At 46.1% G+C, this 13,800-nt stretch carries 8 protein-coding genes; all 8 read left to right on the forward strand.

The genetic code is table 11. The features are described from left to right. Positions 1-28: 28 nt before the first annotated feature. Positions 29-931, forward strand: coding sequence for a Gfo/Idh/MocA family protein (locus tag ABD014_RS06610; protein ID WP_343858990.1), 903 nt, complete (start codon positions 29-31; stop codon positions 929-931). Between the two features lie 306 nt (positions 932-1,237). Then, positions 1,238-2,863: an extracellular solute-binding protein gene (locus tag ABD014_RS06615; RefSeq protein ID WP_343858992.1), complete on the forward strand. Its 1,626-nt coding sequence runs from the start codon at positions 1,238-1,240 to the stop codon at positions 2,861-2,863. A 94-nt stretch (positions 2,864-2,957) separates the two neighbouring features. Further along, positions 2,958-3,935, forward strand: a complete 978-nt coding sequence (locus ABD014_RS06620; RefSeq protein ID WP_379337857.1) for an ABC transporter permease — start codon at positions 2,958-2,960, stop codon at positions 3,933-3,935. Beyond that, a complete protein-coding gene (locus tag ABD014_RS06625; RefSeq protein WP_251408447.1) occupies positions 3,929-4,792 on the forward strand; it encodes a carbohydrate ABC transporter permease in 864 nt (287 codons plus the stop codon). Before ABD014_RS06620 ends, ABD014_RS06625 begins: the two co-directional genes overlap by 7 nt. 56 nt (positions 4,793-4,848) lie before the next feature. Continuing rightward, positions 4,849-7,095 carry a helix-turn-helix transcriptional regulator gene (locus ABD014_RS06630; RefSeq protein WP_343858998.1) on the forward strand — a complete coding sequence of 749 codons (2,247 nt, stop codon included), beginning with the start codon at positions 4,849-4,851 and terminating at the stop codon, positions 7,093-7,095. 176 nt (positions 7,096-7,271) lie between these two features. Continuing rightward, positions 7,272-8,924 carry an S-layer homology domain-containing protein gene (locus ABD014_RS06635; protein ID WP_343859001.1) on the forward strand — a complete coding sequence of 551 codons (1,653 nt, stop codon included), beginning with the start codon at positions 7,272-7,274 and terminating at the stop codon, positions 8,922-8,924. A 16-nt stretch (positions 8,925-8,940) separates the two neighbouring features. Further along, positions 8,941-10,470 carry a dockerin type I domain-containing protein gene (locus tag ABD014_RS06640; RefSeq protein ID WP_343859004.1) on the forward strand — a complete coding sequence of 510 codons (1,530 nt, stop codon included), beginning with the start codon at positions 8,941-8,943 and terminating at the stop codon, positions 10,468-10,470. Then, the gene (locus tag ABD014_RS06645) at positions 10,467-13,667 is read left to right on the forward strand and encodes a cohesin domain-containing protein (protein WP_343859006.1); all 3,201 of its coding nucleotides are present in this window, start codon (positions 10,467-10,469) and stop codon (positions 13,665-13,667) included. Before ABD014_RS06640 ends, ABD014_RS06645 begins: the two co-directional genes overlap by 4 nt. Positions 13,668-13,800: the final 133 nt, after the last annotated feature.

Consider the following 13,800-nt stretch of genomic DNA (forward strand, 5'->3'; position numbering starts at 1 on the left):
TAAACAGTCTGGAAAGGGGAAAGCAAGGGTGGAACACTTGAATATTGGAATTATAGGTACGGATTCCTCTCATTCCGTTGCATTTACCAGGCTGCTCAACGACCCGTCCGATGTGAATCATATTCCGGGCGGGAAGGTTGTAGCAGCTTTTTTAGGCGGGTCAGAGGATTTTGCGCTAAGCGCAGATCGAGTTCAGGGCTTTATGGCCACGCTGGAGACCGAATATGGCGTAAGCCGAATGGATAGTCCAGAGGAGATTGCGGCAAACTGCGACGCCATACTGCTTACGTCGGCGGATGGACGGGTGCATCTGGAGCAATTCAAGCGGATCGCTCCCTATGGCAAGCCGGTTTTTATCGATAAACCACTGGCTTTATGCAGCCCAGAGGCGGAGGAGATATTCCGTATCGCCCAGGAGCATCAGGTTCCGCTGATGAGCAGCTCGACCCTAAGATATGCCCAGCAAATTACAGAAGATCTGGCCTTGTATGGCACCGCATCTGTAATTAGCGCCGATGTCGGCGGACCTTTGGATGTCGAGCTGACGCAATCCTACTATTACTGGTATGGAATACATTCTATTGAGCTGTTGTATGGTATCATGGGCAGCAACTGTGTGGAGGTAAATGTAACAAGAGCGGAAGAGGTGGAACATATTTCAGCAGTCTGGAGAGATGGACGTGTGGGAACGGTCAGGCTCAGCCGCCAGCCGGGAACTCCGTTCAGTGCGGAAATTCACCGACAGGGACAAACCTCATCGATCGAGATCGATTTTGCAGCCAAGCCCTTTTATGCTAGTCTGCTCGAACAGATTATGATTTTGTTCCAGACCCGAATTCCTCCGCTTCGGTGGCAGGAGACGCTGGAGGTCATTCGTTTTGTTGAAGCGGCTGAGGAGAGCAGAAAGTCAGGAAATCCAGTCTGCCTGTAAGGAATTGGAGTATTTTACTGGTTATCTCTTCATCGATTTAAGGGGTAGAAATTCGGAAAATGCGGAAAAAGCAAAAAAAAGAAAACACCTATATAGCATTTTCCACCTCTTTAGCATTTTCCATATTCGAAAATGCCTGGTGCATCAAGGTTTTTGCGTTTTTTTATAATTTTTTATACCGAAAAATTGCGGTTGATGAAAACGCTTTATTTACGAGGTGTTAACCCCCATCCTACAATTTGAATTGTCCGATACGAGAGACTCGGACATAGTGAATTATCACCTATCACAAGGGGAGGCAAAAAAATGTCAAAGAGAATTCTCAGTATGGTACTTGTTCTGATTATGGCAAGTACACTGCTGGCTGCATGTGGTTCAGGCGGCGGCAAAAATGGGAGCGCTTCAAACGGAGACAAGAACGGAGGAGCTAGCAACACTCCAAGCAACACAGTAGTGGAAGATACTAGCAATCAGTATGGTGATACTGGCGGATTGAAGCTCCCGTTAGTGGATAAGCCGACGAAGCTCACTTGGATGGTTGTTAGTGATTTTCAGCTAAACGACAAGCTGATTGCTAAGGAAATTGAGAAGCGTACGGGGATCACAGTAGATTTCCAAAGCTATTCCGCAACAACTTATGAAGATAAGCTTCGTTTAGTTGTCGCATCCGGGAAACTGCCTGATATTTTCAATGGACTCAGACCGGATGAACTGAAGAAAATTGGTCAGCAAAAAGCGGTAGTGGCTATTAATGACTATGTAGATATGCTGCCGAACTTCAAAAAATTGTACATTGATGAGAATCCATGGGTCGTGAATTCATATGGTGATGAGAATGGAAAACTCTACACCTGGCCGATTTACAACATGAACCGTGACGTGAACCATGGGATGATGTACAGAAAAGATATTTTCGATAAAAATAACATTCCTGAGTGGACCAATACCGAAGAATTCTATCAGGCGTTGAAGAAATTGAAAGAGATCTACCCTGATTCTTATCCGATGGCTTCTAAAACCAAGGGAGATATCTTCAGAGATCTTGCTTACGGTTGGGGAATCGGGGGCTTAACCTACCCTGCCTATTATGATGAATCCGATAGCACCTGGAAATTTGCAGGTACTCAGCCACAATACAAGGATATGCTAGATTTCTTGAAAAAACTGTACAACGAAGGCTTGCTCGATCAAGAATTCTTGACCGATACGCCGGAATCCTGGACAGCCAAGATGACGACCGACAAATCTTTTGTCACTTGGGACTGGATCGGCCGTCTAGATCTGTTCTATAACCAAGTAAGCTCGGAAAATCCAGAATATGATCTGCGTTACGGCAATCCGGTCGGACCTACAGGTCACATCCGTACGTTGCCAAAAATCGATGCAGATTTCTCGATGGCAGTTTCCAATAACCAGAATAAAGAAGCAGCACTTAAATTGCTTGATTATCTGACGAGTCCATCGGGCGCTGAGTTGATTACGCTTGGTATCGAGGGTGTTAACTTCAACTTTGATGAGAACGGAAAGCCGGTATATCCAGAGCTCGCTGATCTTCCGAATGTAGATATTAAAGCGTTGGAAGATCATTATGGGATGTGGGTGGAAGGAATGTACCTGAACCCGGATCATCGTTCTGTATACTATAACTTTACTGAGAAAGAACAAGAAGCTCAGGATAAGATACTATCTGGCAACAAATTTGAACCGCTCGATCCTGTACTTAATCTAACCGAGGAAGAAACTGCAACGGTTGCTGAACTGCAAACCTCGATTATCAAATCGATGGAAGAATTCAACGCCAAGTACATTCTTAATAAGAATTATGGGGACAAGGAATGGAATGACTGGCTGACAACGGCTGAGAAGATGGGCGCAAGTAAATATGCCGATGTATACAATCAGGCCCAAAAACGCTATGACGCCAATAAATAAATAGAAAACAGATAATAGGGTGGTGAATGGCATGACGGGTTAAATGGCTTCAAGCCCGAAATGCCATTCGCCAACATCCAGGAGGAGAAGAAACGTGCCAAACCCTAACACGGAGAAGGTCCTCACACTGAATAAGCCACCACGCGGCTCCCGGTTCTCTACATCGCTTAGTTCGACGTGGGATCATATCAAACGGGACAGACAGCTATTGGTTCTCTTTCTGCCGTGCCTTGTGTTTTATATTATTTTCCGGTACGGTCCGTTGTTTGGATTAACGATAGCATTCAAGGACTATAACGTATTTCAAGGCATTTTTGGTAGTGAATGGGTCGGTCTGAAGCATTTTGTCAAGTTTTTCTCGAGTGATGATTTCTTGCTTCTATTCAAAAATACGCTAACATTAGGTTTTTTCACCTTGATATTCGGGTTTCCGATTCCGATTCTTTTGGCTATTTCGCTTAATGAGTTGCGGGTGAAGTGGTTAAAAAAATCGATTCAGACGCTTACCTATTTGCCGGCATTTTTGTCGATCGTCATTATTTGCAGTATGGTTATTGACTTCTTGTCTCCTAGCACCGGATTGATTAACAAGCTGATGGTCGCGCTTGGATTCGAGAAAATTTACTTTATGATTGCGCCTGAATGGTTCCGTACCATTTACGTCGCGTCGGATATTTGGGCTACCGCCGGCTATGACGCCATCATCTATCTCGCTGCTGTCGCTGGAATTAGCCCGACGTTGTATGAAGCTGCCAGGGTGGATGGGTGCAGCAGATGGAAGAGTCTATGGAATATTACGCTTCCAAGTTTAATGCCGACGATTCTCATTATGTTCATTTTGAAAACAGGCAAAATGCTGCAAATCGGATACGAGAAGGTATTGCTTCTCTATACGCCGACAACATACGAAGTGGCGGATGTATTCTCTACTTATGTTTACAGAAAAGGTCTGATTGAGTCTAATTACAGTTATGCCGCCGCTGTTGGCATGTTTGAAGCATTAATCGCCATGATCATGCTGCTGTCGGCTAACTTCATAAGTAAAAAGGCTGGAGGTAAGGGGCTATGGTAGGAGAATCAAAATTTAACCTGTTCGGAGTCATCAACGCCCTGCTCCTAATCTGCGTTGGAATTATTACCGTCTATCCGATTGTTTATATTTTCTCAATATCGATAAGTGATACAGCCGCTGTTGTTCAGGGGAAAATCACTTTATTTCCTAAAGGAATTAATTTTGATGCTTACTTGGATGTTTTAAAAGACAAACGGATTCCGAGAGCGTATCTGAATACTATTTTTTATACCGGCTTCGGTACTTTTATTAACCTGGCACTAACTGCGATAGCGGCATATCCGCTGTCTCGTCCTAATTTCATTTGGCGCAAATATTGGATGTTTGGCATCGTATTAACGATGTTCCTCAATCCGGGTATCATTCCGAACTATTTGATTGTTCAAGGGCTTGGTCTTACTGATACGGTGTGGGCGCTCGTTATTCCGAATGCGATATGGACGATGGAACTGATCATTCTGAAGAGCTTCTATGAGGGCATGTCTGATCAGGTCCGTGAAGCGGCGCTCATTGACGGTGCTTCTGAATATCGGATACTGTTCAATATCGTGATTCCACTATCCAAACCAGCGCTGGCGTCAATCGCACTCTTTTATTTCATGGGGCACTGGAACAGCTACTTCTTGCCGATGATTTATTTGAATGATTCAACCTTGTATCCGCTTCAGGTTGTGCTTCGGGATATGCTCATCTTTGATGAGGGGAACCGTTCTAGCTTGGTTGATGCGGCTGCACTCGCGCCTCAGGCGAAGAAGAATGCCACGATCATCCTGTCGATGATCCCTGTCTTGATGATCTATCCATTTGCTCAGAAATATTTTGCTTCGGGCGTTATGATCGGTGCCGAGAAGGGATGAGTCTACTTCATGTATAATTAATTGGATAAACAACAAGGAGAAAGGATGACTATGACTTGAAGCGTTTTTTTACTAATCTGGGTATCGTGCAAATCTTTTGTTCGCTGCTCTTAGTCATCGGCATCATGTATGTATCCAATTATTTTGTATTCAAGAATTCGATCTCAGGTATTTACGAGAAGGTTGCACAGAACAATACGCTGTCGGTAAGAACGATGATTCAGTCCTTCGACAACAGCTTCCGCTCGGTCAACAACATCATCCATACGATTCATGGCCTTCCTTATAGCAGCCTGGAATCGGAGGAGGATGGGCGTATTGATATGGCCAAGGTATATACGATGCAGGACAGCATTTCTTCACTTGCATCTTCCGTGGACTTCATCGAGGATGTGATTGTGTTCTACGATGATATGGATCTGGCCATCACCTCGGTAGGTACGAGCAGCCTAAGTCAGTTATTCGAGAAGAAATATAAGCATGACTTGTATAACGAGAGCTACTGGCGTTCGTATATCCGGGGCAAGAACAGCTTTAAGCTGATGCCTGGACAAAATTTTAAGGTGGCCACGAATTCATCGTGGCAGCGGAAGAAGCTAATGGTCGCCGTTGGCGGTAATAAGATCCGCATATCGAACAAGAACATCATTATTCTTATCGATGAGGCGGCACTGCTGAAGCATGTGAACCAGAAGCTGATGATCCCTGGTGCTTCGCTAATTGTACTCGATCAAGACCGCAGTGTAGTGCTGAGTACAGACGCAGACACCGATTTATCAGGATTGCTCGACGAGGTCTATTTCAATTCGTCTCAGGAAGGTTCATTGAAGAGAGAAGATTATCAATACAATTTCTATAAATCGGAATTTAACGATTTCATCTATATCAATAAAGTACCGTATCAGTTCCAGAATATCGATTCTGTCGTTGAAGCGAACGAGATGATTATGATGTCGGCGATCATTTGCGCGGTACTTCTATCTGTGCTTCTGAGCATTTATTTGAATCGACCGGTTAAGAAGATTATCCGTCAGCTTGGCGGTACGAGTCGGGGTAATGATTTCCGCAAAATTCTGAGCGGTGTTGTCAAAATGCAAATGGAGATCGACACTACGAAGGAACAATTGAAGCTTGCGGAGTCAGAAGCGAGGCGCAGCGTCTTTCTTCAGACGGTCGATGAACACGCTTACTCCAGCGAGCATAATTCGCTTCTGCAAAGCAGTTATAGCGACATTTTATGCAGTAAGTATTTTGTACTGACCATGGTGCATCTGGATCCGAAGACCAAGGATCAGCCGCCGTCTATGACGGTGGAGAGCATTACGGAGGTACTAAATGCGGCTCTGCGTCAAGTAAATGGCGAGGTGCTAGTGTTCTATGATAAGAATCTGCATTTCGTAGTGGTCATTGGCCTGGAGCAGCCTGCTAATCGGGCCGCCCTGTTGAAGCAATTGCAACGGCTGTGCATAAGTCTGGAACAGGCGGAGCTGCAGGGCTATTCCGTATGGGCAAGTGTAAGCAAGTTGTATGCGACCGAGCTGAAAAATTATAAGCTGGCTTACCGCAGCGCTATGGATGGTCTGCTATACAGAAATGTGAAAGAGTCGTCCCATGTTCAGGATGCCGAGAAAATTCATTTCGGATGGAGTCTGTATTTCCCATTCGATAAAATAGAGAAGCTCTCGAACTATATGGCGAACGGTAAGCTGCAGGAAGCGAAGGAGATCATTTCCGAGACGCTCGGGGAGAATGCGAATCGGAATGTTCATCACCATCAGATGGCGCATATCGCGAAGACGATGTTCCTGTACATGCTCAGGCACGCTAATAAGACGGCGGGCACAGATGATGATTTGTATAAGCTGGAGCAGCAATTTCTGCAGAGAATCGATTTCGCGCATGATTATCTGGATATAGAGAACACCCTAATAGAAGCGGCAAAACATATTGCCAAGCATAGCAAGCCCGAGGATACGAACCGGCTTAATCCGAGCTTTATTTCGCAGTATATCGAGCTGCACTATATGGAGAATTTATATCTGGATCATATCGCAGAGATCGTGGAGACTTCGCCAAAGTATTTTTCAAGCTATTTCAAGAAGACATTTGGGGTCAACTACGTGGAATATCTCAACAAAGTAAGGCTGTCCCATGCCAAAGAACTGCTGAAGGACAGATCCTTGACGATCGGTGAAATCGGGGAGAAGACAGGGTATTTGAACTCTTCTACTTTCACAACGACCTTCAAGAAATATTACGGTATTTCTCCGAGTGAATATCGTAAGCAAAATACAAATGAATAACTGTGAAGTGATGGATCGATTCTAGTGTTATCATTCTGTACTCCTTAATGCCCCGCAATAGCTGCTGATTCCTATGTGCAGGCTGTTGCGAGGCTGCGAAGGGAGGTGGTAATCCGGTAAATGATAGATTCATGATTAGGAATTCCATGTTTGATCCGAAGAGAGGGGAAGTTAGGATGAAAAAAATGATTTTTGCCCTATGCTTGATCCTGATAAGCTCAACTGTATTTACTTATGGCAGTACGGGGGTAAGGGCGGCTGAAAGCTCGAAGATAACAATTAGCGGCAATGTCAGCAATATTCGCGTCGGAGATACGTTCAAGCTGCAGATTAACGGAGAGCAGTTCGAGGATCTGTTCGCCGTTGAAGTTATGCTAGCTTATGACGCCCAAGCTTTACAAGTGCAAGATGTGAAAGCCGGTGAGGCATATGATTCCTTTGATGCATATCAGATTGACGCTGCAAAAGGGGAGCTTTACTTACCCTTAGCAAGGAAGCAGCTGCAGCCTAACCCACAAGCTTCAGTCCATCTGGCAGATGTCACTTTTAGAGCGCTGAAGGATAAGGGTGTGGAAGTTCAAATCCGGCGGATAAAAGCAGTGGGTAGTGAACGGCAAACGAATCAACAAGGATACAAAGATTTGAAAGGGCTTACATCAGAAGCTGGCGAAGCGATCGTCATCCAAATCGCCAAACAGGATGGTAAAGCGCCGGATTATAGCAGCGGGCAGACGAGTTCGACAAGTTCTAGTGATAAGCCTGCAGCGTCAGCACCTACCATCATCGATGGAGCAAAAGCCATTTTGAATGAAAAGGATCCGATGAAAGCTGCAGAGAAACTGCAGGCGCTGCTTAGCGGATTGAAATCAGAGCTATCAGCCGTAGAGAAGGAGGCTTTGCTTCAGGCGGCCGAGGCAACGGTTGCAGGACTTTCCGTGGTACCTGCAAACAAGGAGGGAACGGGTGTAGATACCGTCTACGTTATTTCCGCCGCCGATTTGTCTCAATATGATTCATTGCTTCAGAGTATTAGAGCTTCACTGCATAAATGGAATATAGATTCTCCGCAAATTGACAACGCACAGCTAAAAGCGGTGATGGAATATACGCTGTCTGGACGGGATGTCAACAAGCTGGGCGTGTATCGTTATAACGAGACTTCTGGAACCTGGGATTATGTACGAGGCACGGTGCATCAGATCGATGCTGGGAAATTTACAGTTGCCGCGAAGCAGGCGGGTTCTTACCGCATCATGGAATACTCCAGGCCGTACACGGATACCGCAGGAATCTATGCGGAAGCCAAATACGCAGTTGAAGTATTAACAGCAAAACATATTGTGAACGGTACATCAGACACGTTATTCTCGCCAAGCAAACAAGTGACTCGCGCTGAATTTTCTTCGATGATCGTGAGAGCGCTTAATCTGGATTTGCTTGATTCGGCTGATCAAGCTAAGAGCGCCTATTCTGATGTAGGAACAGAGGCATGGTATTCCAAGGATGTAGCTGTCTTGAATAAGCTTGCCATTATTAACGGATTTAGTGACGGCACGTTCAGACCGAACGACCCAGTGACCCGTGAGCAGATGGTTGTCATTGTCATGAATGCCTTGCGCAGTCTAGAACTACTTCCGAACAGCAGCGGCACTGCTGAGAAGTTCACAGATGATGAGACGATTAGCAGTTGGGCGAAGGATTCCGTGAACATGGCCAGAGAATTGAAGCTTGTATCAGGTACCGGTCAGAACCGCTTTATGCCGAAGCAGCCGACCAATCGCGCGGATACGGCGGTATTCATCTGGAAAATGCTTCAGCAATTGAACTAAAGGAGGAGAAGCGCGAATGAAAAACTCCAAATTAAAACAACTGGGGAGAATGGGGAGCATGGCAGCCTTAGCTTTACTGCTGGTACTGCCGTCCCTTATGGTTGTACCTGCTCCGACGATTCAGGCTTCCACACTCGATCTAGACATGATGATGAATGGACAGAAATCCGAACTGGGGGAATCACAATCGGGCGTCGCTGAGGGGCTCATTGATGAGGCTGAGATTGTGACTGATGGGCACGCAGGGGAAGTTGGGGAGGGGCCATCTGGTGAATCAGAAGGTATTGAACCCGATGAAGCTGTGACTGAACAGGATGATTTACAGGCTGTGGAAGATGAAGAAGCAGAGCTTTTGGCCGGAATAGGCGATCAGATTGAGACGGTGACTCAGACGGTGTATACCGTTGAACCTCTTCTGAATAATGGCTTTGAGCAGCCGGTAAATGCAGACGGAGCGATTCCGGGCTGGAGCATGTTCTTTGCTCCTAATGACGGAACATCCTATGAAATAACGCAGGATGTACGCTACTATGGCAATTCCAGTCTGAAGCTGGTAGACAAATCGAATACACTACCTATCTATCTGCAGAGCGATCCGCGATATGTGACACCGGGGTATACGTATAATGGTTCGGCTATGATGTATATTGCCCCGAATGCGGGGAATGCGGCCGGAGCGAGCCTGGTGCTGCGTTTCTATGATGCCACCGGCAAGCAGGTAAATACGGATAAAGACGGCGAAAATATCGTGCATTTAAGACAAGTTGGGGCATGGACGCGAGTAACCGTGACAGGTACTGCTCCGGCGAATGCTGTGTATGCAAGGGTAGCAGCCTCTATATCTAACTATTTTACGGCTGAGTCCGGTGCATTTTATGACGACTTCACTTTGACCTCGCTACAGGAACAGAAAGCGCCGGGTACTCTTCATTTGCAAATGCCAACCGGAATCCTAGCGAATCAGACTCTTGAAGCTAAGATATTGCTTAGCCGCGGAATTGATGTTGAGACAGCCTTTGGAAGCCTGGCCTATGATCCGGTGGTACTAGAGGTTGCCGATGTGATCGTTGCCAATGATTTTAATGCTGGCGAGCCGGCAACGATAGAATGGAGCAATAATGAACCAGGGGTTCTTAAATTCAAGGTATCCAGGTCTGAGGGGTCTTCTGTTAGCGAGGATAAGCAGGTACTCAGTGTTAAGTTTAAAGTATTGGGTAATACGGAGAGAGTGGATGTTACGCTTCTGGAAGATTCAGGTGTCCAAGATACCGATGGCGTTCAGAATAACAAAATTTATATAAGCCCTGGAGATGAGAGTGCGAGCACTTATATCCGTAGAGCTTCTCTAGATGTGAATGGCGATGGTAAGATCGATCTTTACGATGTGATGGCTGTAGCCAAGCTGACCGGGCAAATGGTAACCAATGATAACTGGAAATTCGACGTAACTAACGACGGCAAAATCGATCAGGCGGATGTCGAAACGCTGACCGACGCGATCTTGACGAAGCTGCTGGATGAGAACGAAGGAGGACACAGTTTATGAACCTACGCAATGTGAGGAATCGTTCGCTAGCTTTGTTGCTTATTTGTGCGCTGGGACTAAGCTTGTTGTTGCCATCTGGGGCACAGGCAGCTTCCGAGCAGGGGAGCAAGTTGTCAAAAATGAAATTCGGAACACCTGTGAATATGGGGTATCCGATCACTTCCGTATCGATCAATGATGGTGTTATGGGAGTGGAAGACGACAAGCAGGTTCTATACACGACGGCCTCAACGACTCCGGCTGTATTTAATGTAATTGACGTGAAGAATAATGAGCGGATCCGAGATTTTGAGCTGGCTGGTGTGGCGCAGTCGTGGAGACATGTAATTGCACCGGATGGAACTGTCTATATCGGTGCAATTACTTCATCGGGGACAGGAGAACTGTGGAGCTACTCTCCGGTGACCAAGACAGTTCAGAAGCTTAAGGTGATGGGCAGCGAGAAATCGGTATGGTCTATGACCACCGACCCTTTAGGAAATGTCTATATTGGCACTTATGATAACGGCAAGCTGTTCCAATACAATCCGAAGACTAAGGAATTGAGGGATTATGGGACCTTGCTTGCAGGCCATAATTATATTCGTTCCATGGCATATCACGACGGATATATCTATGCTGGTATAGCGTTGCCATTCGAAGTGGTTAAGGTGAACGTAGAGACGGGAGCTTCGGAGGTTATCTCTGATGAGGTGCCGGGTATCCTTGGCATAGAACATGGAAAGATTGAATTTGCCTATGACATGGCAGTCGTGGATAAATATTTATTCGTCAAAGCCAGTGGAGAAGAATCAGGCCTAGTCATGGTGTATTACAATTTGGAAAAGAAGAAATGGGAAAATAAATTTATAGGCGTTGATCCCGTTAGTAACAGAGGAGTCATGAGCTACAATCAAATTCCGGTTGCAGATGGCAAAGCCTATGTGCCTGCTCATGGAGGCATCCTGGAGGTTGATTTAACGACGCTTGAGACGAGAAATACGGGAATCAGCTTTGCTACCTCATTGCGTGGAGCAGCCTGGGTTGATATGAAGGACCCTGAATTAACATCGGATCATACGATTGTAACGATTCAGGCGAATGGTAAATTATCGGCTCTGGATGTCAAAAAGGGAATTCGCAAGGATCTGCCGGGTGTTGCTGCCAAGGGTGGGCCAATTCCGATTCACAACCTGGAACGTGGGACGGATGGACGATTATATATGTCGGCTTATCCAGGCGGAAATGGCGGAGTATTTGACCCAAGAACGAATCAATCCTTCAGCTTCTTGATCGGCCAAGCCGAGGGGATTATCTCTGTTGGAAATAAAGTATATTACGGGATCTATCCCGGCGGAGATATTTATGAGGTGGACATTACCGGCGGTAAAATGAGCGATCCTAAGCTGCTGTTCACGATCGGATCATCTCAGGACAGACCGTATAAAATGGAGTACGCCGACGGCAAGCTGATCATCGGGACAATTCCGGATTACGGGAGGTTAGGCGGGGCGCTCACCATTTACGATTTGGCAACGGGTGACAAACAGGTCTATCGAGATATTATCAAAGACCATAGCATTATAGGCCTTGCTTATAAGGATGGGAAAATCTATGGTTCAACTACGAAGTCCGGTGGATTGAACACGGATATGCCGAAGAATGACCCGGAAGTATTTGTCTGGGATATTGAGAAAAAAGCAATGACGATGCACACTCCGCTCACAACGCTGAAGGACTTGGGAACACATCGTATGATCAGCGGCCTCACTTTTGGTCCGGATGGATTACTCTGGGGCGGCGTAGACGGGATTTTGTTCGCTTTGAACCCAGATGATCTCTCCATCGTGAAACAGAAGAATATTTACACTGATGTGAAGGATTACGGAATGTGGCGTCCATACTACTTCCGCTGGGGTGAAGACGGATTGCTCTACGCCGGACTGGCAAATCGGATGACTGTAGTCGATCCGGATACATTGGAGTATCGCTCCCTTACCCCGAGTAACTTCGAGATGAGCTTCATGACGCTGGCCAAGGATGCTGAGGGGCATGAACAAATCTATTATACCGATAAAACAAAGCTGATGATGATTCCAATTACCGAGTCAACCAGCGTACAGTTGCCAGTCAGAAATAGCTGCTTCGAGGAACCGCTTAATGCGGATGGAACGATTCCGGGTTGGAGCAATGTCAGTGCAGCTTCGAGTGTTGAATTTAGCCTTTCGAACGAGCAAAGCTATTGTGGGGAGACGGGCCAAAGCTTGAAAATTATCGATAAGAACGATAAAGGTGTAGGAACTTACCTTAGTGATCCTATTCCGGTAGTTCGCAGCGGGGAATATACAGCTGCAGCCAAGCTGTATATTGAGCAGGGACTGATCGAAGGTACAAGAACGGATGACTCAGGCATTGTATTATATTTTTATGATAAGTCAGGCAAAGAGATAGGTACGGCTAACGGAACTGTGATCAAAGGCATGCCGCAAAAGGAATGGATCGACCTCGCTGCAACTGGGGTGGCTCCGGAGCAAGCGGCATATACACGAATTGGCTTGTACTCTTCAGGATGGAATATGATGATCGGATATTATGATCATGTAACCTTTGAGGGGCAATCACCAGGAAGCTTACAACTTAAGGCGAATGGTGAAATTAACGTCGGGGACACCTTTAACGTGACCTTGCAAGCTCAGGATGTTACTGACCTGTACGCTGTGCAGGCAGCGCTTGAATTTGATCCAACTCTTTTCGAAATAGTGGATGTGCAAATGGCCAACAGCTTCGGCTCTGCTTCCAATGCCTATTTAGGCTGGAATCAGGTTAGCGAAAAGGGCAAAGTCAACATTATTGCCACTCAGTTCGGCGAACGGGCGCTCGGCGGAACTGTAGACATCGCCAAAATTACAATGAAGTCCAAACAGTTTGCCGATTCAGCGAACCTAGTTGTAAGTAAACAATCGTTATTTACGGATAAGAATGCAGACATTACCAAGCTATCCTATTCCATGTCTGATGATATGAAGCTCGGCGTCCAGTTTGGGTACGCTGCAGAAGACTTGAACAAAGACCATAAGGTCGATGCCCAGGATGCTGCACTCATCGCCAAGCAACTTGGCAAGCCGCTCGATGATAGCAATCGGATGCTGGACTTGAACGGCGATGGTATTTTAGATATTAGCGATCTTGCGCTGGTTGTGCTGAAATCGCTGGAGTAGAATAGTCAGACGATAAAATAATTAACCTCCCATCTCCCGATGGCCATGCAGACGTCTATGATTATCATGGATGTCATGGTCCCGGGAGTTTTTTTTATAGGCGGAGAGCTAGTATGCTGCCCGGCGTGCCAAG

The organism is Paenibacillus motobuensis, from assembly GCF_039521865.1.
In the GTDB taxonomy this organism is placed as follows: domain Bacteria; phylum Bacillota; class Bacilli; order Paenibacillales; family Paenibacillaceae; genus Fontibacillus; species Fontibacillus motobuensis.

Coding starts and splice junctions, on each gene's coding strand:
- ABD014_RS06615 (WP_343858992.1), top strand. CDS start 1,238: ATGTCAAAGAGAATTCTCAGTATGGTACTTGTTCTGATTATGGCAAGT.
- ABD014_RS06625 (WP_251408447.1), top strand. CDS start 3,929: ATGGTAGGAGAATCAAAATTTAACCTGTTCGGAGTCATCAACGCCCTG.
- ABD014_RS06635 (WP_343859001.1), top strand. CDS start 7,272: ATGAAAAAAATGATTTTTGCCCTATGCTTGATCCTGATAAGCTCAACT.
- ABD014_RS06640 (WP_343859004.1), top strand. CDS start 8,941: ATGAAAAACTCCAAATTAAAACAACTGGGGAGAATGGGGAGCATGGCA.
- ABD014_RS06645 (WP_343859006.1), top strand. CDS start 10,467: ATGAACCTACGCAATGTGAGGAATCGTTCGCTAGCTTTGTTGCTTATT.